At 58.2% G+C, this 22,845-nt stretch carries 23 protein-coding genes and 1 other RNA gene; 21 read left to right on the forward strand and 3 right to left on the reverse strand.

Translation table 11 applies throughout. The features are described from left to right. The first annotated feature begins 208 nt into the window (after positions 1 to 208). The 12 genes from MLD04_RS13765 (at position 209) to MLD04_RS13820 (ending at position 10,606) form a co-directional block, all read left to right on the forward strand. On the forward strand, positions 209 to 1,759 hold the full coding sequence (locus MLD04_RS13765) for a 2-isopropylmalate synthase (protein ID WP_248159534.1): 1,551 nt from the start codon (positions 209 to 211) through the stop codon (positions 1,757 to 1,759). A gap of 15 nt (positions 1,760 to 1,774) precedes the next feature. Next, the gene (locus MLD04_RS13770) at positions 1,775 to 2,575 is read left to right on the forward strand and encodes a hypothetical protein (RefSeq protein ID WP_248159536.1); all 801 of its coding nucleotides are present in this window, start codon (positions 1,775 to 1,777) and stop codon (positions 2,573 to 2,575) included. Then, complete coding sequence (gene rimI / locus MLD04_RS13775) at positions 2,575 to 3,060, forward strand: ribosomal protein S18-alanine N-acetyltransferase (protein ID WP_248159538.1); 486 nt, start codon at positions 2,575 to 2,577, stop codon at positions 3,058 to 3,060. The genes MLD04_RS13770 and rimI overlap by 1 nt, the downstream gene beginning before the upstream one ends. Positions 3,061 to 3,157: 97 nt before the next feature. Then, positions 3,158 to 4,738 (forward strand): peptide chain release factor 3, encoded by a 1,581-nt coding sequence (gene prfC, locus MLD04_RS13780; protein ID WP_248159540.1) that lies wholly within the window; start codon positions 3,158 to 3,160, stop codon positions 4,736 to 4,738. Between the two features lie 23 nt (positions 4,739 to 4,761). Continuing rightward, positions 4,762 to 5,547 carry a TatD family hydrolase gene (locus MLD04_RS13785; RefSeq protein WP_248159542.1) on the forward strand — a complete coding sequence of 262 codons (786 nt, stop codon included), beginning with the start codon at positions 4,762 to 4,764 and terminating at the stop codon, positions 5,545 to 5,547. Positions 5,548 to 5,751: 204 nt separating this feature from the next. Next, entirely contained in the window at positions 5,752 to 6,180 is a 429-nt protein-coding gene (rplM, locus tag MLD04_RS13790; protein WP_008937175.1) for a 50S ribosomal protein L13, read from the forward strand. 12 nt (positions 6,181 to 6,192) lie between these two features. Further along, a complete protein-coding gene (gene rpsI, locus MLD04_RS13795) occupies positions 6,193 to 6,585 on the forward strand; it encodes a 30S ribosomal protein S9 (protein WP_008937176.1) in 393 nt (130 codons plus the stop codon). Positions 6,586 to 6,831: 246 nt separating this feature from the next. Beyond that, a complete protein-coding gene (gene petA / locus MLD04_RS13800) occupies positions 6,832 to 7,425 on the forward strand; it encodes a ubiquinol-cytochrome c reductase iron-sulfur subunit (RefSeq protein WP_008937177.1) in 594 nt (197 codons plus the stop codon). After that, on the forward strand, positions 7,425 to 8,657 hold the full coding sequence (locus MLD04_RS13805; protein ID WP_248159544.1) for a cytochrome b: 1,233 nt from the start codon (positions 7,425 to 7,427) through the stop codon (positions 8,655 to 8,657). The genes petA and MLD04_RS13805 overlap by 1 nt, the downstream gene beginning before the upstream one ends. Beyond that, positions 8,657 to 9,412 carry a cytochrome c1 gene (locus MLD04_RS13810; RefSeq protein ID WP_248159546.1) on the forward strand — a complete coding sequence of 252 codons (756 nt, stop codon included), beginning with the start codon at positions 8,657 to 8,659 and terminating at the stop codon, positions 9,410 to 9,412. Before MLD04_RS13805 ends, MLD04_RS13810 begins: the two co-directional genes overlap by 1 nt. A 107-nt stretch (positions 9,413 to 9,519) precedes the next feature. Then, on the forward strand, positions 9,520 to 10,149 hold the full coding sequence (locus MLD04_RS13815) for a glutathione S-transferase N-terminal domain-containing protein (RefSeq protein WP_008937180.1): 630 nt from the start codon (positions 9,520 to 9,522) through the stop codon (positions 10,147 to 10,149). Between the two features lie 49 nt (positions 10,150 to 10,198). Further along, positions 10,199 to 10,606, forward strand: a complete 408-nt coding sequence (locus MLD04_RS13820) for a ClpXP protease specificity-enhancing factor (protein ID WP_227497915.1) — start codon at positions 10,199 to 10,201, stop codon at positions 10,604 to 10,606. 52 nt (positions 10,607 to 10,658) lie between these two features. Here the strand turns inward: MLD04_RS13820 and MLD04_RS13825 are convergent, their stop codons facing one another. Genes MLD04_RS13825 through MLD04_RS13835 form a run of 3 tightly spaced genes read right to left on the reverse strand, consistent with a single transcriptional unit; the run spans position 10,659 to position 13,547 of the window. Then, positions 10,659 to 11,249 (reverse strand): SIS domain-containing protein, encoded by a 591-nt coding sequence (locus MLD04_RS13825; RefSeq protein WP_008937182.1) that lies wholly within the window; start codon positions 11,247 to 11,249, stop codon positions 10,659 to 10,661. Positions 11,250 to 11,257: 8 nt separating this feature from the next. Continuing rightward, positions 11,258 to 11,623 (reverse strand): YraN family protein, encoded by a 366-nt coding sequence (locus tag MLD04_RS13830; protein ID WP_248159548.1) that lies wholly within the window; start codon positions 11,621 to 11,623, stop codon positions 11,258 to 11,260. Between the two features lie 28 nt (positions 11,624 to 11,651). Further along, entirely contained in the window at positions 11,652 to 13,547 is a 1,896-nt protein-coding gene (locus tag MLD04_RS13835; protein ID WP_248159549.1) for a penicillin-binding protein activator, read from the reverse strand. 131 nt (positions 13,548 to 13,678) lie between these two features. Here MLD04_RS13835 and rsmI point away from each other — a divergent pair, with 131 nt between their 5' ends. From rsmI to mraY, 9 genes are all read left to right on the forward strand, one after another. Further along, complete coding sequence (gene rsmI / locus MLD04_RS13840) at positions 13,679 to 14,575, forward strand: 16S rRNA (cytidine(1402)-2'-O)-methyltransferase (RefSeq protein ID WP_248159556.1); 897 nt, start codon at positions 13,679 to 13,681, stop codon at positions 14,573 to 14,575. 60 nt (positions 14,576 to 14,635) lie between these two features. Continuing rightward, positions 14,636 to 14,985: RNase P RNA component class A (rnpB, locus tag MLD04_RS13845), an RNA gene on the forward strand. Positions 14,986 to 15,285: 300 nt separating this feature from the next. Beyond that, positions 15,286 to 15,738 carry a division/cell wall cluster transcriptional repressor MraZ gene (gene mraZ, locus MLD04_RS13850; protein WP_008937187.1) on the forward strand — a complete coding sequence of 151 codons (453 nt, stop codon included), beginning with the start codon at positions 15,286 to 15,288 and terminating at the stop codon, positions 15,736 to 15,738. Further along, positions 15,735 to 16,688 (forward strand): 16S rRNA (cytosine(1402)-N(4))-methyltransferase RsmH, encoded by a 954-nt coding sequence (rsmH, locus tag MLD04_RS13855; protein WP_248159558.1) that lies wholly within the window; start codon positions 15,735 to 15,737, stop codon positions 16,686 to 16,688. The genes mraZ and rsmH overlap by 4 nt, the downstream gene beginning before the upstream one ends. Positions 16,689 to 16,707: 19 nt before the next feature. Next, positions 16,708 to 17,112, forward strand: coding sequence for a cell division protein FtsL (gene ftsL, locus MLD04_RS13860; protein WP_248159560.1), 405 nt, complete (start codon positions 16,708 to 16,710; stop codon positions 17,110 to 17,112). A gap of 41 nt (positions 17,113 to 17,153) precedes the next feature. After that, positions 17,154 to 18,893 carry a peptidoglycan D,D-transpeptidase FtsI family protein gene (locus MLD04_RS13865; protein ID WP_248159567.1) on the forward strand — a complete coding sequence of 580 codons (1,740 nt, stop codon included), beginning with the start codon at positions 17,154 to 17,156 and terminating at the stop codon, positions 18,891 to 18,893. 4 nt (positions 18,894 to 18,897) lie between these two features. After that, entirely contained in the window at positions 18,898 to 20,382 is a 1,485-nt protein-coding gene (locus MLD04_RS13870) for a UDP-N-acetylmuramoyl-L-alanyl-D-glutamate--2,6-diaminopimelate ligase (RefSeq protein ID WP_248159569.1), read from the forward strand. Further along, on the forward strand, positions 20,379 to 21,770 hold the full coding sequence (locus tag MLD04_RS13875) for a UDP-N-acetylmuramoyl-tripeptide--D-alanyl-D-alanine ligase (RefSeq protein ID WP_248159571.1): 1,392 nt from the start codon (positions 20,379 to 20,381) through the stop codon (positions 21,768 to 21,770). The genes MLD04_RS13870 and MLD04_RS13875 overlap by 4 nt, the downstream gene beginning before the upstream one ends. Then, positions 21,755 to 22,840 carry a phospho-N-acetylmuramoyl-pentapeptide-transferase gene (gene mraY, locus MLD04_RS13880; RefSeq protein ID WP_248159573.1) on the forward strand — a complete coding sequence of 362 codons (1,086 nt, stop codon included), beginning with the start codon at positions 21,755 to 21,757 and terminating at the stop codon, positions 22,838 to 22,840. Before MLD04_RS13875 ends, mraY begins: the two co-directional genes overlap by 16 nt. Positions 22,841 to 22,845 lie beyond the last annotated feature (5 nt).

The following is a 22,845-nucleotide window of genomic DNA, read 5'->3' on the forward strand; positions in this document are numbered from 1 at the left end:
CGTGAAACAGACCAGCGCCGATGGTAGTGTGGCATGGCCCATGCGAGAGTAGGTCATCGTCAGGCTCCTAACCCAAAACCCCAGCATCTCCGGTGCTGGGGTTTTTTATTGCCTGAAATTCCGTTAAAAGCCTGCGCCACTACATGCCGGGCATCGGTGATATACTGGCTCAAAATAATCCTCTCCAATGTCTGATGGGAGCGCATCGATGTCGGCAACCGAACACCTTGTGATTTTTGACACAACCCTTCGCGACGGCGAGCAAAGCCCGGGCGCCACCATGAACAAGGCGGAAAAGCTCCGCATTGCCAAGGCCCTGGAGAAGCTTCGCGTCGACGTGATCGAGGCAGGGTTTGCCATCGCGAGCCAGGGTGACTTTGACGCCGTCAAGTCGATCGCAGAAACCATCACCGAATCGACTGTCTGCAGTCTGGCGAGGGCGCTGGATAATGATATCGATCGGGCTGCGGAAGCCATCCGGCCGGCTGAGCGGGGACGGATACATACGTTTATTGCGACGTCGCCGATCCACATGAAGCACAAGCTCCAGATGGAACCTGCCGAGGTGGTCGAGCAGGCGGTTCGCGCGGTCAAGCGGGCTCGAAGTCACGTTGACGACGTCGAATTTTCCTGTGAAGACGCCGGGCGCTCGGAGCTGGATTTTCTTTGCCGGATCATAGAAGCGGCCATCGATGCCGGCGCCCGCACGATCAACATCCCTGATACTGTGGGTTACGCGATTCCGGAACAATTCGGTGAAACCATTCGCCAGATCATGAATCGTGTGCCAAACGCCGATAAGGCCATTTTCTCCGTGCATTGTCACAATGATCTGGGGCTTGCCGTTGCCAACTCCCTGGCAGCCGTTACCCAGGGTGCCCGCCAGGTGGAATGCACCATCAATGGCCTGGGCGAGCGGGCCGGAAACGCCGCGCTCGAAGAAATCGTCATGGCCGTGCGTACCCGACAGGATCTGTTCAACATCGATACCCGCATCGACACCCAGCATATTGTGCCGGCATCAAGGCTGGTGTCGACGATTACCGGGTTCCCGGTCCAGCCCAACAAAGCTATCGTCGGAGCGAATGCGTTCGCACACGAATCAGGTATCCACCAGGATGGCGTGCTGAAACATCGTGAAACCTACGAGATCATGCGGGCGCAGGATGTGGGCTGGCACACCAACAGTCTCGTCCTTGGCAAGCACTCCGGCCGGAATGCGTTCCGGACCCGTCTGCTGGAGCTGGGCATACAGTTCGATACTGAAACGGAGCTGAACGAAGCGTTTACCCGTTTCAAGGCACTGGCTGACCTGAAGCATGAGATCTTTGACGAGGACCTGCAGGCCATTGCCAGTGATACCCGTCAAAAGGAGGAGGAAGGTCCCTATGGCCTGGTCTGCATGCAGGTATGTTCCGAGACCGGCGTTGTGCCCCGGGCCAGCCTGACTATCTCGGTTGAGGGCAAGGAGCACAAGGTCGAGGCAGAGGGTAGCGGGCCGGTGGACGCCACGTTCAAGGCCATCGAATCCCTGGTTGATTCCGGCTGCAATCTCCAGCTGTATTCCGTCAATGCCATCACCAGTGGCACGGACGCACAGGGCGAGGTTACCGTTCGGTTGGAGCGGGGTGGCCGGATCGTCAATGGTGTTGGCTCCGATACCGACGTGATTATCGCCTCAGCAAAAGCCTATATCGAGGCTCTGAATCTGATCAGCCGGGGTGGCATTCGCCAGCACCCTCAGGTTGCGGATGTCTGAGTTGCAGGTAGCCTGATGACGAGAACCGAAGCCGAGCGTCAGTTTTATCTGGGCGTAACGGGCGTGCGACTCTGGTACGCCAGAGAGCCACTGCCCGGAGCTGCACCAAGTCCGGATTTTGATTTTGGCGATACCGCCCCGGCCCCTCAGCCCGCCAGGGATTTGGAGTTTAAGGAGCCGGTGCAGCGTGAGAAGCCGGAAAGCTCTCCGGCCCGCACGGTCAATCTCAGGGCCCTTATGGATGGTGCGCCCCAAGACGCTTCAGAGGTTGGCGGGGGCGAGGCCTCGTCTTTGCCGGTCAACCGTGCTCTGGCTGAGACCACAGTGAGCGAGTCGCCCGCAGAGACCAGTGACGATGAAGGTGTTGAGGCGTCAGCAGATCGGTTGTTGATCCGGCTTGAACTTCAGGTCTGGCTGGGTCGGCAGTTCGCGCTGGTCTCCGATGTTTCGTCGGACGCGAGTCTTCGCCTGCAGGACACCCTGGCCCGGAACATTCTCAGGAGTGTGGGCGATGAGGTTGTCCAGGTCCTCGGTCCTTTACACTGGCCTGTTTTCAATAATCCGGTGGTGCCCGGTAGTCGCATGGAAGAGCTGCTCGAGGTAGCCCGGGCGATGCTTGCCCCGTCTGCGGACCAGCGTCCATTGATTCTGGGAGTGCCCGGGCCAGACGTAGCTGAAGGAGAGGTTCACTGGCTCTCCTCTGCCGCCAGACAGAAGCCGGCACTGGAGTTCTCCCATTCGCTCGCCCAGATCGCCGGCGATCCCGCCCTGAAGCGTCAGCTCTGGTCCTGCCTGAAACCGCTAGTACGAAACTGATGGACGGGACGCGCTCTTACAGGGCAATGCAGGGCATTGATTTCCTGCTCAGGCCGCTGCGGCAAGGGGATCTTCCCGAGGTGCTCGAAATAGAGCGCCAGGGATATGCTCGTCCCTGGTCCGAATCCGTCTTTCTGGACTGCTTCAGGGACAATTACCGGCTGTGGGCGATCTGTCATGGGGACCGGTTGGTCGGCTATGCCATCGTTGCCTATCAGTTCGATGAGGCCCATCTGCTGAACCTCTGCGTGGGGCGGGCATCCCGCGGTCAGGGTGCGGGGCGTGAGCTGCTGAGATACCTGGTGGCGCAGTCCATTCACGATGGCATGCGTCAGGTCCTTCTGGAGGTTCGAAGGAGTAATGAGGGAGCTGCGGCGTTGTATTCGAGCGAAGGGTTCGAGGAAATTGGCGTGCGCCCTGGCTATTACCCGGGTGTTGATGGTGCCGAGGATGCCCGCGTCATGAAGCTCGATCTTCATACCTGAACGCGTTCCCGCGGCCTGCGCCGGTTCACGCAGGCGGTGCTTAACCTTTATACTTGTACGCTTTTCAAATCCTTTTATTCCGGGTGCCATTCAGACTATGTCCAATCTTTCCCAGGAAGTGGCCAAACGCCGTACGTTCGCCATTATTTCACACCCTGATGCCGGTAAAACGACCATCACGGAAAAGGTGTTGCTGTTTGGTCAGGCGATTCAGAAGGCCGGGACCGTCAAGGGCAAGAAATCGGGACAGCACGCAAAATCCGACTGGATGGAAATGGAAAAGGAGCGGGGGATTTCCGTAACGACCTCGGTCATGCAGTTTCCCTACAATGATCGGCTGGTCAATCTGCTGGATACTCCGGGGCACGAGGACTTTTCCGAAGACACCTATCGGACACTGACGGCGGTGGATTCCTGCCTGATGGTTATCGACAGTGCCAAGGGCGTCGAGGAACGGACCATTAAACTGATGGAAGTGACGCGGCTCCGGGATACGCCGATTCTGACCTTCATGAACAAGCTGGACCGGGACACCCGCGATCCGGTCGAATTGATGGATGAGGTGGAGGACGTTCTCAAGATTGCGTGTGCCCCGATCACCTGGCCCATCGGCATGGGCAAGAATTTCAAGGGCGTGTATCACCTCCTGCGTGATGAGGTGATCCTGTACCAGTCGGGCCAGGGCCACACAATCCAGGAGAAGCGGGTAATCAAGGGTCTGGACAATCCGGAACTCGACGAGGTTATCGGAGCCTACGCCTCTGATCTTCGGGATGAGATCGAGCTGGTCAAAGGCGCTTCCCACGAATTCGATATTGACGCCTTTCTGGCCGGCCAGTTGACGCCGGTGTTTTTCGGAACGGCTCTGGGCAATTTCGGCGTCGACCATATGCTGGATGGCCTGGTGGAATGGGCGCCCACGCCCCAGCCCCGCGAGACGGATCAACGCCCGGTTCAGCCTACCGAAGACGGGTTCTCAGGCTTTGTGTTCAAGATCCAGGCAAACATGGATCCCCAGCACCGCGACCGCATTGCCTTCCTTCGCATTGTGTCAGGGAAATATGCCCAGGGAATGAAAGCCCGTCATGTTCGTATCGGCAAGGATGTCCGGTTTTCCGATGCCCTGACTTTCATGGCCGGTGATCGTGAGCACGCCGAAGAAGCATTCGCCGGAGATATCATCGGGCTGCATAACCACGGCACCATCCAGCTTGGCGATACCTTTACCGCCGGTGAGGATATGAAGTTTACCGGGATTCCCAACTTCGCGCCGGAGCTGTTCCGCAGAATCCGCCTCAAGGATCCGCTCAAGGCCAAGCAACTGCAAAAGGGGCTGATTCAACTGTCGGAAGAAGGGGCGGTCCAGGTATTTCGGCCGCTCAAGAACAACGATCTGATCGTGGGCGCGGTTGGCGTACTGCAGTTTGATGTGGTTGTTGCCCGGTTGAAGAGCGAATACAAGGTGGATGCCGTCTACGAGCCCATCAATGTTGCCACGGCACGCTGGGTCGGCTGTGACGATGAGCGGAAACTGGACGAGTTCGAGCGCAAGAACAACGACTATCTGGCCCTCGACGGCAGTGATCGGCTGGCCTACATTGCGCCGACGATGGTCAACCTCAATCTGGCCCAGGAACGTTATCCGGATATACGCTTCCAGAAAACCCGCGAGCACTGAGCCGGTTGCGGGCGGAGGCAGGCATGAGAATGATCGACGCCCATTGCCACTTTGATTTTCCCCGTTTTGATGGGGAGCGCGACGAAGAGTTGCGCCGGGCCCGAGCCCTTGGCGTGCTTGGTGCCGTTATACCCGGAGTTCGCCGGCCCGACTGGGAGCGGGTTCGTCGGGTAGCGAACGCACATCCGGGCCTCTGGTATTGCCTGGGCATCCATCCCTGGTTCGTAGAGGAGCATTCGGAAGGGGATCTTCAGCGACTGGAAAGCCAGCTTGCGTCGAGAGAGTCCGCTTGCGTGGCACTCGGGGAGTGCGGACTTGATCGTTTACACGGATCTCTGGCCGAACAGTTGCCGTGGTTCGAGCAACAGGTGGCCCTGGCAGCCAGGCTGGAGTTGCCCCTCATTGTTCACTCGGTCAGGACCCATGACGAGATCCATGGCGCACTCCGCCGCGCCAACTGGTCCGGGCGTGCGTTGATTCACGGGTTTTCCGGCAGCTATGAACAAGCCGCCAAGCTGGTGGGCCTGGGTTGTTATATCGGTATCGGCGGAGTGATTACCCACGAACGGGCCCGAAAAACCCGTGAGACCGTTGCACGCCTTCCGGCGAGTTGTCTGGTTCTGGAGACGGATGCCCCGGACATGGCCCCGGCCGGGGTCGCATCGGGCCGGAACTCGCCGGTGTATCTGCCACGGATTCTTGAGACGCTCGCGGAACTGCGGGGCGTGGAGACATCGGCGCTCGCGCCGGATCTTCTCGCCAATGTGTGCTCGCTCTATGGTTGGGAGGAGGGGGATCTCCCGTCATAAGGGAATAACGAAACACCGTCGGACGGGGTTGGTTTTCCCTGGGGGTTGGAGTATACTTCGCGCCCTGGCTTTTCAAGGCGATGGTGCTATCTCAGCCCCGAATGGTACCACTGCCAACATTACAGGTACGAACCTCCTCCGGATGCCTTGCATTTACCGGTGGTGGTTTTCAACGTTTCTTTTATAGCGTTCAAGGCGGAATCAATGAAGACTCTGAGTGCGAAACCAGAAACAGTAAAACGTGACTGGTACGTTGTAGACGCAGCCGGCAAGACGCTGGGTCGTCTGTCAACAGAAATCGCCCGTCGTCTGCGGGGCAAGCATAAGCCTGAGTACACCCCTCACGTGGACACTGGCGACTACATTGTTGTGATTAATGCCAGCCAGGTGCAGGTTACCGGCAAGAAAGCATCTGCAAAGATGTACTACAGCCACACCGGCTTTCCGGGTGGAATCAAGTCCATCAATTTCGAGAAGCTGGTAGACAAGGCTCCCGAGCAAATCATTCAGAAGTCTGTCAAAGGCATGCTTCCGAAAGGCCCGCTCGGTCGTGCCATGTTCAAGAAGCTGAAAGTCTACGCAGGCGCTGAGCACCCTCACGCAGCCCAGCAGCCCAAAGAACTCGACATTTAACGGAAGGCGGATATGTCTGTAGCACAAAATTACGGTACTGGTCGCCGCAAGAACTCCACGGCTCGCGTCTTTATCAAGCCGGGTAGCGGTAACATCACCATTAACGGTCGCACCATCGAGCAGTTCTTCGGTCGTGAGACTCTGCGCATGATCGTTCGTCAGCCGCTCGTGGTTGCCGAGTCCACCGATCGTTTTGACATCAACATCACCGTCAAGGGTGGTGGCACCAGTGGCCAGGCCGGCGCAATTCGCCATGGTCTGACCCGTGCACTGATGGATTACGACGAGACCCTGCGTCCGGCATTGCGCAAGGCTGGTTACGTCACTCGCGATGCTCGTGAGGTTGAGCGTAAGAAAGTCGGTCTGCGCAAAGCGCGTAAGCGTCCGCAGTACTCCAAGCGTTAATTCTGCGTCGCAGAAGCGCTCAAAAAACCCGGCCATCGAGCCGGGTTTTTTTGTGTCTCAGAGAATTGTCAGCAAATTGATCTGGAGCAGAGAAGCGCCGCCCCGGGCACCTTTCCGACTTGTAAGGTTCTGGTAATTTCATTACCATTTGGGCGCTTACATTTTTGGGTTGTGAAGTCCTTTTAGATGCCTGCAGTCAGCCTCTTTGAAGCGGTTGGGGGCATCTCCTGATGGGAGAAAACCATAATGAATAATGGCGACGTGAGCCAAGGCCGGCGCCGATTCCTGATCGGTGCCACGTCTGTGGTGGGAGGAGTCGGCGTCGTCGGTGCGGCCGTTCCGTTCGTGGCATCCTGGAATCCCAGTGCCAAGGCCGAAGCTGCCGGTGCACCGGTAACCGTCAATATCAGCAAGATTGAGCCGGGCCAACAAATTACCGTTGAATGGCGCGGTAAGCCGGTGTGGGTCGTCCGTCGTACGCCGGAAATGCTGGAAAACATCAAGAAGATGAATGATGAGGTCAAGGATCCTGAGTCCAAAGAGCCCCAGCAGCCGTCCTATATCGAAGGCATCTACCGCTCGCTGAAGCCCGAAATCGTTGTGCTGGTTGGTATCTGCACCCATCTGGGGTGTGTGCCTACTTACCGTCCGGAAGTTGCCCCTGAAGACCTGGGCGAAGACTGGCTGGGTGGTTTCTTCTGTCCGTGCCACGGTTCTCATTACGATCTGGCCGGTCGGGTATGGCAAGCTCAGCCTGCTCCCCTGAACCTTGAGGTGCCGCCTTATCGTTACGACGATGAGTCGACCCTGACGATTGGTCTTGATCCGGAGGCAGCGTAATGCAAAAGCTAATTCAATGGGTAGACGACCGTCTTCCAATCGTCGACGCCTGGAACAAACACCTTGCCAAGTATTACGCGCCGAAAAACTTTAACGTGTGGTACTTTTTTGGGTCACTCGCGATGCTGGTTCTGGTCAACCAGCTGGTGACCGGTATCTGGCTCACCATGAGCTACAACCCGACCGCTGAAGGTGCCTTCGCGTCCGTTGAATACATCATGCGGGATGTGGAGTGGGGCTGGTTGCTTCGCTATCTGCACTCAACCGGTGCTTCCGCCTTCTTCATTGTCGTATACCTGCACATGTTCCGCGGCCTCATGTACGGTTCGTACCAGAAGCCCCGCGAGCTGATCTGGCTTTTCGGCATGCTGATCTACCTCGTGCTGATGGCCGAGGCTTTCATGGGGTACCTGCTGCCCTGGGGTCAGATGTCCTACTGGGGTGCCCAGGTTATCGTTAACCTGTTTGGTGCTATCCCGGTAATCGGAGACGATCTGTCACTGTGGATTCGCGGCGACTATCTCATTTCAGGTATCACGCTCAACCGATTCTTTGCCCTCCATGTGGTTGCTCTGCCGATCGTGTTGCTTGGTCTGGTGGTACTGCACATCCTTGCGTTGCATGAAGTGGGTTCCAACAACCCCGACGGAATCGATATCAAGAAGAACAAGGACGAAAACGGTATCCCGAAAGATGGTATTCCGTTCCACCCCTACTACAGCGTGCACGACCTGCTCGGTGTTGCTGTTTTCTTCTTCATCTTCTTCGTGGTGGTGTTCTTCTTCCCGGAGATGGGCGGTATCTTCCTTGAGAAGCCCAACTTCGAGCCCGCGAACCCGCTCAAGACGCCAGCCCACATTGCGCCGGTCTGGTATTTCACGCCCTTTTACGCCATGTTGCGGGCGGTTACCGTGGATCTCTTCGGTCTGCCGGCCAAGTTCTGGGGTGTGGTCGTGATGGGCGGTGCCATTGCGATCCTGTTTGTCCTGCCCTGGCTGGACCGGAGCCCGGTTCGCTCCATCCGTTACAAAGGATGGTTGAGCCGGATTGCGCTGGCGATCTTTGCCATCAGCTTCGTTATCCTGGGCTATCTCGGCCTGGTCCCGGCGACAGAGGGGCGCACGACCGTCGCTCAGATTCTGACGGTGTTGTACTTCCTCTATTTCATTCTTATGCCGTTCTACACGCGTATGGAGAAAACCAAGCCAGTTCCAGAGAGGGTGACCGGATAATGAGAAAGCTGATTCTTGCTCTTGTTTTCACAGTCCTGCCGGCTCTCGGGCTGGCAGCTGAAGGAACGGTTCCCATGGATCACATGGAACCGGATCATGCCGACAAGGCATCTCTGCAGCGGGGTGTCACCCTGTTTACGAACTACTGTATGGGGTGTCACTCTATGGAATACTCGCGTTACAAGCGGGTGGCGGAAGATCTGGGTATTCCTGAGGATCTGTACGAGAACAATCTGATCTTCACCGGTGCCAAGATTGGCGAGCTGATGAAGAACTCCATGAAGAAGGATATGGCGGCTGATTGGTTCGGTGCGCCACCGCCCGATCTTACCCTCGAGGCCCGTCTTCGTGGTGAGTCCTGGGTTTATTCCTACCTTCGTGGGTTCTACAAGGATGATACCCGGCCGACAGGTGTCAACAATGTGGTGTTCCCGAACGTTGGTATGCCGCATGTCCTGGTCAGTCTGCAGGGGCTGTGTGGCGTGAAGCCGAACGTGGGTGTCCCGGCCTCGGTCGAGCCGCTCAGTGGCAACATCAACAATGGAGAGCTCTGCCCGAGTTATGTGTCTGAGGGTTCCATGTCCGAAGCAGAGTTTGATCAGGCCATGTACGACCTGACCAACTTCCTGTCTTACACGGCCGACCCGGTGAAGCTGGAGCGTGAGCGTCTGGGGATCTTTGTTCTGATCTTTGTGGCGATCTTCTTCGTCTTCGCTTATCTGCTCAATCGTGAGTACTGGAAGGACGTGCACTGAGAAATAGGGTATAATCCCGTTTCCTGAATTCCAGCGGGCACGTAAGGGTCCGCTGGAATTTTGCATTTTCAGGGTTTTTTCGGTTTGTTTACTCGTGAGGTAGTTCTATGGGCGTTGTGACCAAGCGGTCATCAATGACGTTTTTCTCGGACCCGGCCAGTCATTACAGCCACCGGGTACGCATTGTCCTGGCTGAGAAAGGGGTCACCGTTGATATTGTCGATGTCGATCCCGACAACCCGCCTGCGGAACTCGCAGACCTGAATCCCTACAACGCGCTTCCGACTCTGGTTGACCGGGATCTGGTGCTGTATGAGCCCAACATCATGATGGAATATCTTGATGAGCGCTTCCCGCATCCGCCTCTGCTTCCGGTGTATCCGGTCGCCCGAGCAAACAGTCGACTGATGATTCATCGTATCCAGAAGGACTGGTGCGGGCTGGTGGACCAGATTCTGGCCCAGCCGAATGCCAAGGCTTCTGAAGCGGCCCGCAAGGAACTTCGTGAAAGCCTGTTGGCGGCGGCTCCACTGTTCGGGGAAATGCCGTTTTTCATGTCAGAAGAGTTCACCATTGTGGATTGCTGCATTGCTCCGATCCTGTGGCGGTTGCCGGCACTGGGCATCGAGCTGAATGAGAAGCAGGCCAAGCCATTGTTGAAATATATGGAGAGCATCTTCGGCCGTGAAGGTTTCAAGGCCAGCCTGTCGGATCTGGAAGAAGATATTCGCAGCTGAATTCTCGCCCATCAGCAGGAGTTAGGCAGTGTCGGAAAACAAACCTTCCATGACATCCAGTCGGCCTTATCTGGTCCGGGCTTTCAATGAGTGGATTCTGGATAATGACTGTACGCCCTACATTGTTGTAGATGCAGGGGTTCAGGGAGTTCAGGTTCCGACGGAGCACGTGGCCAATGGCCAGATTGTTCTGAACATCAGCCCGGGCGCCGTAAGAAGTCTTGTCATCGGCAACGGAGCGCTGGAATTCAGCGCCCGTTTTGGAGGAGTGCCGATGCAGGTGTTCATTCCTTTGCAGGCGGTGATGGCGATTTACGCCAAGGAAAATGGTGAGGGGATGGTGTTTGGCAGTGAGCCTGGTACGCCCGATCCGGACGGCCCGGGAGAGGACGGTGATGGTTCCGGCTCTTCTGAAGAGCGGCCATCGGGACGACCGACCCTCAAAGTCGTCAAATAGACGAGATTCGATTGATACTGAAAAAGCCGGCATTTGCTGGCTTTTTTTCTATCTAGCCGCCGAAGATTTTCTGGTCGATCAGGCGACACAGCGTGTTGAGCACGAGCAGCATCAGTGGAGGGGCGTCGACAATCCCAAGATTGTTGAGGGCAATTTCGTGGTCTTCCGGGTGCAGCAGTGAGGTAATGTCTGACTTTTCTCTCGCGCTTACGACCACGACCTGCATTTCCCGGTCGTGGGCTGCCTGGATGGCCTGAATCAGGTTGGCCTTGTGGCCATCCTCGACGATCACCAGAAGGAGGTCCCCGGGCTTCCCGATGGCGCGGACCTGCCGGGAAAAGGTGTCGTTGAACCGGTTGTCCCTGCAGATGGCGGAATAGGTGGTTGCGTCGGCCCCCAGGTTGATAGCCGGCAGGGCCGGGCGGTCGTGCTCCAGGCGATTAAGCAGAGTGGTGCAGAAATACTGGGTGAGAATGTTGGCGCTGCCATTGGCGCAGGCGATCAGCTTGCCGTCCTGCAGCAGGGCATTCACCATCGCGTCCGCCACCGGTTCTATCTGGGGTAGTGCGGTACTTGCCGTCTGCGCGGTCAGCTCCATGTGGGTCGCAAACCATTGGCTGATTTGTTGTTCAGTGTCTGTCATTGCCTGTTTTAACCTGCCTGGATAGCATTTTTGATCCACTGTATCCGATATTTGCTGGTGGTTCCCGGGGTAATGCCGATGACATCGATACGGCTCGCGCAATCCCACAATCCGTGACGGTGCAGATAAAATGCCGTGGCGCGAATCAGCTTCCGTTGCTTGGGGTAAGTAATCGATGTCAGTGGATCGACCAATCGACCCTCCCCACGGAAACGAACCTCGAAAAAGACCAGGGTACTTCCGTCACGGCCAATGAGGTCGATTTCTCCGCCCCGGTTGTATACATTCTGGTCGGTTATGATGACGCCCCTGCTTTTCAGGTATCGGGCAGCGACCCCTTCATAATGACTCCCAATGCCTCTTTTGCCTTCCATGGCTCAGCATCCCGTTTAAAGTGTTTGTTCAGGGAGTGCTTTCCCCGGTGACGCCCCTGGTCACGTCGTTGGGTTGTCCGTCTCCGGCAGGCTGCTCGTCGGATCCGGTTTCCGGCTCGGACAGCACGACAGGCACGCCGTTTTTGAACTGTGCCCAGAGCTGTTCTCGCTGGATGCTGCCCTGGCGGTTCATGGTGAGCGTGCCGGTCTGACCCTGGATGGCCGCGTCGTCCACCTGGCGCAGCAAAGGCAGGCGCTTGCCCAGTTGCCACGCATCGGCGCCCATCGCAAACAGGCGGCCGAGCTGGCCTCGGGTGCCCTTCAGGTATCGGGTTGCCTGATCCCTGAATTCGTCATTGTCGTCGAGGACCCAGGGAATGTCAGTAAAGGTCACATCATTCAGATCCCGGTCGCGCGTTGGGTCCGGCGTGCCCTCGTAGACAATGGAGGGCGAATAGACAGGTAGATCGCCTCCATAGTAGAAGGCGAAGAGGGGTTTGAACTGTCGGGCGATGGTGGGGAGCGCGACCATGACAATGGCGTCGGCATCCTGCCGCCGACGTGGTTCAAACTCCACGTTCAGGCCGATGGTCCGTTCCACCTGAATGGCCCGGTCCCGTGAAGCATTGATGCCCAGAAGTGCAGCGGTGACGGCCCGGAGATTATCCTCCGGAAAAAAGCGCTCAACATCCAGCGCCGTGGCGTCGTTCTTCGACAATCTGTTCAGCAGCGCTTTTTCGACACGGTCACCCCAATCTCCCTGGGGAATGAGCGCGAGAACCTGATTCAGTCCTTTCGCCGCGAGCTGGTCGGCGATCTGTCGGGCTTCGTCCTCTGCTGACAGCCCGAACTGGTAAAGGCCCTCTGGTGCCTTGGCGTCTTCGGGCAGATAATTCAGGCCAAGAACGGGGACCGGCAGCGTGTGCAGTGCACTGAGGCTGGACAGTGCCGATTTTTCAAGTGGGCCAACAATCAGATCGAAGTCCTTGGACGACAGGTCCTGGTAAAGTTGGCTGAAGGACTGTTTGGCCGTGTTGAAGATCCGGATCTCGGTTTTGCTGCGATCAACCGACTGGTCGAGGTAGAAAGCGGACAGGAAGCCGTCACGGATTGCGCGTCCAGCATTGCCCAGGTCGCCGTCCAATGGCAGCGCAAGGGCTATCTTTTCAGGGCGACTGGTGGCGAGCGTGGCGATCAGCTGCAATTCCGAGGGCAGGACCTGGGCTGCAGGGTGCCCGGGCCAGTTGTTCTGCCATCGGCGCACGATCCTGCCCTGTTCGTCCAGGTTGGCACCCGGCGAGCGGAGAAGGGCGGCCAATTCGAGCCAGCCCTGGCTTTCATAACCGATGGATTTGGCGTTTGCCTCATCAAGTGCCTGGTCTGGTACTTTTTTCAACAGTTGCCAGATCCGGTCATGAAGCGTCTGGATGTCTGCGGTGGCATCGGCCTGGGTCAGCAGGATGAGCGTCAGTGCGGCGTCCAATGGCTTGCCTGCGAGCTCGAATGTCTTTGCCTGGAGGTTGGCCGCCCGGGACAAAAGCTCGGCAGAATACCCGGTAAAGCTCTCTGGTGACAGTTGGCCGGCCAGCGTTTGCGCCCAGGGACGGTCGTCCAGAGCGACGGCGCTGTCCATGGCCAGTAATTGCCTCTGTTGCTCCAGTTCCGGGCTCAGCTGGCTTAACTGCTGGCTCTGGAGTATCGTTCGGGCGCCGGTATGATTGCCCTGTTTCTGCAAGTGGTTCGCGCTTTTCAGCAGGAATCGCACCGCCGTGTCGCGATTGTCCTCCTGGCTGGCGAGATTAATGGCCTCGTCTGCCGTTTGCGCAACGCGGGACTGGAGGTTGACGGTGGCGCATCCCGATAAAGCAAGGACGAACAGCAAAACGCTGGCCACGGCGGACTGGTTGATTGACTTCTTGATCATGACAAGCTTGGCTCACTCCGGATCGTTGGGCTTGTGGCGCCGCATTAACGGTGGCAAGTTTAACAGCTCCGGGGGCAATTCACATGACGTTGCTTTCACGGAGCACCGATTCTGCAAGTGGAGTAAGACGATTGAGTAAATCTGTGGCCGAACCATCCTCGCCGAACCCGGACTGTGGTTCCGGTCCTGGCACTCTTTATATCGTGGCGACGCCCATCGGTAATCTTGAAGATCTGTCCCCCCGTGCAGAGCGCGTGCTCTCGACTGTTGATCTGGTCGCGGCTGAAGATACGCGTCATACCGGCCGTCTGCTTCAACACTTCGGAACCCGCAAGCCGATGATTGCTCTTCACGATCACAATGAGCGGGAGCGCTATCAGAGAGTGCTCGATGAGCTGCAAGCGGGTAAGAGTGTGGCTCTGGTGTCTGATGCCGGGACGCCGTTGATTTCGGATCCGGGGTACGTGCTGGTCCGGGAGGCTCGGGCCCTGGGGGTGAAGGTGAGTCCGGTGCCGGGTGCCTGCGCGGCAGTGACGGCGCTCAGCGCTGCTGGCCTGCCAACCGACCGTTTCCTGTTTGGTGGCTTTTTGCCGGCCAAGCGGTCCGCCAGAAAAGCCGGGCTTGAGTCCCTGCGACGTGAGCTGGCCACTCTGGTGTTCTACGAGTCGCCACACCGTATCCTCGAGGCGTTGGCTGATATGGCCGAGGTCCTGGGCGATACTCGAGAGGTCGTTCTCGGGCGGGAGTTGACCAAGACATTCGAAACCTTCTATAGCGGCTCCCTGGCAGAGGTTATCGAAGTGCTGCAATCGGATGCTCATGGGACCCGTGGTGAATTTGTTGTCATGGTGCGTGGCTATGAGCCTTCCGGCGAGCCCCAATCCGAATCCGCGCTGGACGAAAACCGGTTGCTGGAGTTGTTGCTTCGGGAGTTGCCGGTCAAAAAGGCCGCAAGGGTGGTTGCGGACCTGACGGGTGGATCGAAAAACGAGCTTTATCAGCGGGCCCTTTCGCTCAAGGATCGTTGAGGCCTTTCCGCGGATGAGGTTTTCCTTGCAAGCAGTCAGGGGCGGGAGTATCGTCACGCCCGAGCTCGCCAGACAGTCGCCGCCGGTTATCCGGGGGAGGAAAGTCCGGGCTCCGCAGGGCAAGGTGCCAGGTAACGCCTGGGCGGCGCGAGCCGACGGAAAGTGCAACAGAAAGTATACCGCCTAAGCGCCTTCGGGCGCCGGTAAGGGTGAAACGGTGCGGTAAGAGCGCACCGCGTGGCTGGCAACAGTCCACGGCGATGGTAAACCCCACCTGGAGCAAGACCAAATAGGAATCCAATGGCGTGGCCCGCGCTGGATTCGGGTAGGTTGCTTGAGACCTGTGGTGACGCAGGTCCTAGATGAATGACTGTCCAAGACAGAACCCGGCTTATCGGCGAGCTCATTTTTTTCGATCTGTGATAGCCTTCATTATCAGTTCCTTCCTGTTATAGCCAAAAAATCTTAAACCTCATTTCAAGTATTCAGAACTCCCTGCAGGTATTTGATTTTCTTTCTTTTCTTATCTGTAACCTTTCTCTCTGGTCGATCCACCCTCTGTAACCTCTTGTCATAAAAGGAAGTTTTGTCACTGTGGCGCCGTTTGCGGCGCTTGCATTGTGTATTGCGTGTTTCTATAGTGTGCAGAAGTGGGAAAAAGTGGATAGAAGTGGTTTTTTGTGGATTCCAGGCACTTTGAGACGGCGTAAATGAGCAATTTTCTGGGCAGTCATGCCATCAACATGGATGCGAAGGGTCGCCTGGCGATCCCCGCGAAGGTCCGCGAGTCGCTCTCGCAGATCTGCGATGGCCGCATCGTGGTGACTGCCAATGCCGATGAAGAGCGCTGTCTGTTGGTCTATCCCGAGCCCGAGTGGGAAGCGCTCAGGCCCAAAATTGAGGCCTTGCCGAACATGCACAAGGCCGTAAAGCGCCTTCAGCGTCTGTTGCTGGGGAATGCGGCTCCGATGGAGCTGGACTCCGCGGGCCGGATTCTGATTCCGCCCACGCTGAGAAGCTACGCGCACCTCGAGAAAAAGCTGATGTTGATCGGCCAGGGGAAAAAGCTGGAGCTCTGGAGCGAAGAGCGCTGGTTTGCCTGGCTGGATGAGTCCTCCGGGGATGACGATATGCCGCCCGAAATGGAGGCTCTGTCGCTATGACATCCGAAGACAGAAAAGCGTTCGCGCACCGTTCGGTTCTGCTGGATTCGGCCGTGGATTATCTGGTGACCGATCCCCAGGGGCGGTACATCGACGGAACATTCGGGCGGGGAGGTCATAGTCGGCTGATCCTCGGCCGGTTGGGTGATCAGGGTCACCTGCTTGGTTTCGACAAGGATCCCGAGGCCATCAAGGTGGCCGAATCCCTGGCTGCTGAAGATGCCCGCTTTTCCTGGTTTCACGGTTCCTTTGCCGAAGTTGCTTTGGCGATGGCCCGCCGAGACTGGGAGCAGGTGGATGGCGTTCTGCTTGATCTGGGGGTGTCATCTCCGCAGCTGGACGATCCCGCCCGGGGATTCAGTTTCATGCGGGACGGTCCGCTCGATATGCGGATGAATCCGCATCAATCGCCCAGCGCCGCAGAATGGCTCGCGCAGGCGGATGAGCAGGACATTGCCAATGTGATCTGGCGATACGGAGAGGAACGATTTTCCCGCCGTATCGCCCGTTTGGTTGTGGAGCGCCGACAGGAAGCTCCGATCGAGACGACTCGTCAGCTGGCCGAACTGGTCAGTGAGGCGGTGCCAAAAAAGGAAAAGCACAAGCATCCGGCTACCCGGACGTTTCAGGCCATCCGGATCTTCATCAATCGGGAGCTCGAAGACCTTGAGGTCTGCCTGAATGCCGTTGCAGAGAGGCTCGCCCCGGGTGGGAGGCTGGTGGTTATCAGTTTTCATTCCCTGGAGGACCGTCTGGTCAAGCGGTTTATGCGGGATCTGGCACGAGGGCCGAAATTGCCCAAGGGGATACCGGTTACGGCCGATCAGGAACGATCCGCATTTCGCCTGGTTGGTAAGGCGAGCAAGGCGGGCGACGAAGAAGTCAATGAAAACGTTCGGGCTCGCAGTGCAGTGATGCGGGTGCTGGAGCGGATTGACGTTAACGAATGAACGCGAGGAGCGCGTAACCATGGGCGCGGTAGCCATAGAACAGCCAGTCAAAACGGCGAAATCGAATAAACGCAGAGTGCGGGAAAGTGTTGCGACCGCTGTCAGGTTGTCCCGACAGGTCTTCGATGCGCTGGGTCAGAAGCAGGTGATGATTTCCCTGGTTCTGGTGGTCGTGTTGGTGGCGTCGGCGATCGGTGTGGTTGTCAGCGTTCACCAGAACCGGGATCTGTTTAATACATTGGCCCAGTTGCAGAGCAAGCGGGATCAGTATCACCGGGAATGGAGCCAGTTGTTGCTGGAGCAGAGTGCTCTGAGTGCGCACGGACGAGTGGAGAAGCTGGCATCCGAGCGATTCGGGATGGTGGTTCCGGGGCGGGAAGATATCGTCCTGGTACCGATGATGTCTCCGTCTTCCGTGCAGTGAAACGATAACAAGAACATTCACAAACCGTCAGGGTGAACGATTTGTCCGGTCAGGGAGCGAAATCCACACGGAGCCAGAAAGCGGCTGTCAGCCAGAAAGGCTGGCGGTTCGGCGCCGTGCTGGGCGTTTTCCTGGTGGTGATGGCAGCCCTGGTCTGGCGTCTGGTCGATCTGCAGGTCGTTGACCATGAATTCCTTCGCCAACAGGGAGACGTCCGTACCATCCGGGTTGAAAAAATCGACGCCCACCGTGGTGTGATTACTGACCGTCATGGCGAGCCGTTGGCCGTGAGTGCGCCGGTTCAGACGATCTGGGCGAATCCCTCCCAGACCGATCCGGATGAGCCGAGGCTGGCCAATCTCGCCCGTCTGATGGGGACAAGCGAGGCGCGGTTGAGACAGCGTCTTCGGGACTACTCTGGTCGCGAATTCATCTATTTGCGCCGAAAGGTCCAGCCGGACCTGGCCCGGCGGATCATGGATCTGGACATCAACGGCGTCTACAGCCGTCAGGAATATCGGCGTTACTACCCCGCCGGCGAGGTGACGGCCCACGTTGTCGGCTTTACCAATATCGACGAGCAGGGTCAGGAGGGGATGGAACTCTCCTACAACGAATGGCTTTCCGGTAAGCCGGGCAGCAAGCGGGTACTCAAGGACAACCGCGGGCGTGTCATCAAGGACCTTGCACTGATTCAGGACGCGGAACGGGGGCACGATCTGGAGCTCAGTATCGACCTGCGTCTCCAGTACCTTGCCTACCGTGAGTTGAAGGCAATGGTCAGCGCCCAGAACGCAAGGGGCGGCACCCTGGTCATGCTGGATGTCGATACCGGCGAAGTTCTGGCCATGGTGAACCAGGGCTCCTACAACCCGAATGACCGGAGCCAGCTGGATCCTGCCAATCTTCGCAACAAGGCGATCACCGATCTGTTCGAGCCCGGTTCCACCATGAAGCCCATTACCATGGCTGCTGCGCTGGAATCGGGCAAGTATTCGGTCGGTGATGTGGTCGACACCAATCCCGGGTACCGGCGCTTCGGGCGTTTCACGATTCGGGACCACCGGAACTATGGGGTGCTTAGTCTGACGGACATCATTGTGAAGTCCAGCAACGTCGGCATCAGCAAAATCGCCACCGAACTCGGTGGCGATACCATAAGGGATCTATACAGCCGTGTCGGGTTGGGTGAGCCCACCGGCGTCGGCTTCCCCGGCGAGGCGGTCGGTGTTCTGCCGGCCCCGCCGAAATGGCATCCGGTCGATGAAGCAACACTCTCCTATGGATACGGTATGAGCCTGAACGCATTGCAACTTGCACAGGCCTACATGGTGCTGGCGAACGGGGGCATAAAATATCCCCTGAGCCTGCTCAAGGTGGATAAGAAACCGAAAGGGCATCGGGTGTTGTCGGAACACGTCACTGCGGAAATCCGGAAAATGCTGCACGGCGTGGTCGAACGCGGAACCGGCACGCGGGCAGACCCGGGCCTTTATTCCGCGGGCGGCAAGACGGGAACCGTTCACCTGGTTGGCAATCAGGGTTATGAGAACAATCAGTACAAGGGCATTTTTGCCGGCATGGCGCCCATGGATAATCCGCGAATTGTGACTGTTGTGGCCGTTGATGCGCCGCAGTCCGGGGAATACTACGGAGGCGAAGTGGCTGCCCCGGTATTTGCCCGGGTAATGAGTGACGCTCTGCGACTGCTGAATGTGAAGCCAGAACTGGAAGTGTCGGGTTCCCACTCCGGATCCCGGCCGACCGGGGAGCGAGGTTAGACCTATGTGCATCGCATCTCTCAGCACGTTGTTACATGGCATCGTTGAAGTGCCGTCGGTATTTGACGTCACTATCCACGGTCTGCAGACAGACAGCCGAACGGTTCGATCCGGGGACGCGTTCGTGGCGCTGTCCGGTGCCCGAACGCCGGCTGACCACTATGTCGATAAGGCCATCGAGGCCGGTGCGACGGTCGTGTTGCTCGAGTCCGATGACCATTCGCAGTGCTCGGAACACCACGGCGCCCTCATCGTCCCGGTTGTAGGTTTACGTCGTGAGTTGGGCAGAATTGCCGATCGGTTCTTCGAGCATCCGTCACAGCGTCTTCGACTGATCGGTGTGACCGGTACCAACGGCAAAACGTCCGTCTCGCAATATATTTCGCAGTTGCTCAAGGAGACCGGCACCCCGTGCGGTCTGATGGGGACCCTGGGCTATGGCATGCCGGGCGCGCTCCAGCCAGCGACGCATACCACGCCGGATGTGGTTCAGGTCAACCGGGTACTTGCGCAGATTCTGCGCCAGGGCGGTCGGGCAGCGGTCATGGAGGTATCTTCCCATGCCCTGGATCAGGGACGCGTGGATCGGGTTGCCATGACGGGAGCGGTGTTCACCAATCTCACCCGGGATCATCTGGACTATCACGGCACCATGGAAGCCTACGGCGAGGCCAAAGCCAAGCTGTTCTTACGTGAGGGTCTGCACTTTGCCGTGATCAACTTCGACGATCCGTTCGGGCGGCAGCTTTATGAGCAGCTGGAAGGAAAATGCGATCGGGTGCGGTACAGCCTCCACGAAGCGCAGACCGAACTGTGGTTGAAGGAATTCACGCCCACCGACGAAGGGTTCGTTGCATCGGTCGATGGCCAGTGGGGTGCTTTCGAGATTCATGTGCCGATCATGGGCAGCTTCAACGCCAGTAATACGCTGGCCGCCATGGCCACCGTCATGGCCCTGGGCGTTCCTCTGGAGCGGGTCCGGACGGCCGTCAGTCGCCTGCAGCCGCCTCCGGGGCGTCTTGAGTGCTTTTCGGGGGCAGATGGCGTCCGCGTCGTCGTGGATTACGCCCATACCCCCGATGCCTTGTCGAATGCCTTGTCTGCCCTGCGCATGCATGTGGCAGGGCGCCTGATCTGTGTCTTTGGCTGTGGCGGCGATCGGGATAGCGGAAAACGGCCCGAAATGGCCAGGGAGGCCGAAGCCCTCGCCGATCAGGTGATTGTGACCGATGACAATCCCCGGAGCGAAAATCCGGATGCCATTACCCGGGACATTATGGCCGGGTTTGTCCATCCGGAACGGGTACGGGTGATTCACGACCGGGCACAGGCGATTGCAGAGGCTATTGATCTGGCTGGTAAGGACGATCTGGTCCTGATTGCCGGAAAGGGGCATGAGGCCTATCAGGAAGTGGCGGGCCAGAAGTTGCCGTTCAGTGACACCGAACAGGTACGACACCGCTTGAACCTGAATGGGGGTGTGGCATGATGCGCGCCTTTTCACTGGCAGAGGCCAGCGCCTGGACCGGTGCTTCAAGCCATGCAGCGGACCTGTCTGGTATCCGTTATACGGGCGTGTCAACGGATACCCGTTCGTTGTCTCCCGGCGACCTGTTTGTGGCCTTGCGGGGCGAAAATTTTGACGGCCACCGATTCCTGTCAGCGGCCTGTGATGCCGGAGCCGTAGCGGCGATGGTGGATGTCGAGGACAGCAGCGTTGACCTGCCACAGTTGGTGGTCGGTGACACCGTACAAGCCCTGGCTCGTCTGGCTGCCGGCAACCGGGATGCCAGCGCGGCGGAGCTGGTGGCGGTCACGGGCAGCAGTGGCAAGACCACGGTCCGGGAAATGGCCGGTGCCATTCTTTCCGTTATGGGGCCCACGCTGGTTACCGAGGGCAACCTGAATAACCACATCGGGGTGCCGCTCACGCTCTTCCGTCTCGCGCCGGAGCACCGTTACGGCGCCATAGAGCTGGGTGCCAGCGGGCTGGGTGAAATTGCCCACACCGTCGCGATCACCCGCCCCCAGGTCGTGATCCTGACCAATGCGGGGCAGGCGCACCTGGAAGGATTCGGCAGTTACCAGAACATCGTTCTGGCAAAGGGCGAAATCATCGAGGGTGTGACCGAGGGTGGTCTGGTCGTTCTCAATCATGACGATCCGGCCTTTGACCAGTGGCTGAATCGTGCCGGTGATCGTCGAGTTGCCAGTGTCAGTCGGCTGGGTCATCCGGAAGCCGATTACCGTTTGACGGATGTGTCAGTGACGCCCGATGGTCAGGTTCTGACCGTGGCTGGCCCGGACAACTGGGAGTGTCGCCTGACGGTGCCGCTGCCTGGCGACCATAACCAGATCAACGCGCTGCTGGCGATTGCCGCAACCCGGGATCTGGGGGCGAGCGATACGCAGATACGGGAAGGGCTGGAACATGTGCGCCCGGTTTCCGGGCGGTTGCAGAGCCTCGAACTCAGCGATCGTCTGACGGTGATTGATGACAGTTACAACGCCAACCCGGCGTCCATGAAAGCCGCATTGGCGGTGCTCGCGGGCAGGGACGGCCAGCTGGTTGCAGTCTTTGGCGCGATGGCCGAGCTGGGGGCGCAGGCCAGGGAACTGCATGCCGAGGTTGGTGCCTGCGCCAGAGACCTGGGGATTGACCGGTTGCTGGTGGTTGGTCCCGGGTGTGAGGGCTATGCCGACGGGTTTGGACAGAAAACCGAACTATTTGAGGATCACGAAACAGCCGTCAATGCAGTGGTCAAGGGGCTGAACGAGCCGACGACTGTCCTGGTGAAGGGTTCTCGCAGTTCCGCCATGGATCGCGTGGTGGAGGGAATAAAAGAAAAGGTGAATGACGCATGCTGCTCTGGCTGACAGAGGTACTATCCCAATATTTTTCCGAACTGACGGTGTTTCAGTACCTGACGCTGCGCGCGATTCTGGGAATCCTGACGGCGCTGCTGATCTCCCTCGTGATCGGACCGATGATGATCCGCAAGCTCAGCCAATACCAGATCGGCCAGGCAGTGCGTGACGACGGCCCACAGACACATCTGAGCAAGGCCGGAACCCCAACCATGGGTGGTGCACTCATCCTGGTCGCCATCGCTGTCAGCACTCTGCTCTGGGCCGACCTCAGCAATCGCTATGTCTGGATTACCTTGCTGGTCACGTTGCTGTTCGGTGCCATCGGCTGGGTGGATGACTATCGCAAGGTGGTTGAGCGCAACCCGCGTGGTTTGCCCGCGCGCTGGAAATATTTCTGGCAATCCGTCATTGGTGGTGGGGCTGCCGTGTTCCTGTATTTCAGCTCATCGCTGCCACAGGAGACTTCTCTGTACCTGCCCTTCATCAAAAACGTTTCGCTGACGCTCGGGCCCGTTCTGTTCATTCTGCTGACCTACTTCGTCATCGTGGGCAGCAGTAACGCGGTGAATCTGACCGACGGTCTGGATGGGCTCGCCATCATGCCCACGGTGATGGTGGCCGGTGCCCTGGCCATCTTCGCGTATGTGTCTGGCCACGCCCAGTTTGCCAACTACCTGCTGATTCCCCACCTGCCTGGCACCGGGGAGCTGATCATCTTCTGTGGTTCGCTGGTCGGTGCCGGGCTGGGGTTCCTCTGGTTCAACACCTATCCGGCACAGGTGTTCATGGGAGATGTCGGTGCGCTTGCACTGGGCGCTGCGCTGGGCGTGGTGTCGGTCATCGTCCGGCAGGAAATCGTGCTGTTCATCATGGGCGGCGTTTTCGTGATGGAGACGGTCTCGGTCATCCTGCAGGTGGCGTCGTTCCGCCTGACCGGTCGCCGGATTTTCCGGATGGCCCCTCTTCACCACCACTTTGAATTGAAGGGTTGGCCAGAGCCGAGAGTCATCGTGCGGTTCTGGGTCGTTACGGTTGTTCTGGTACTGATTGGCCTGGCCAGTCTGAAGATACGATAGGACTT

Source organism: Marinobacter koreensis (assembly GCF_023156285.1).
GTDB lineage: Bacteria > Pseudomonadota > Gammaproteobacteria > Pseudomonadales > Oleiphilaceae > Marinobacter > Marinobacter koreensis.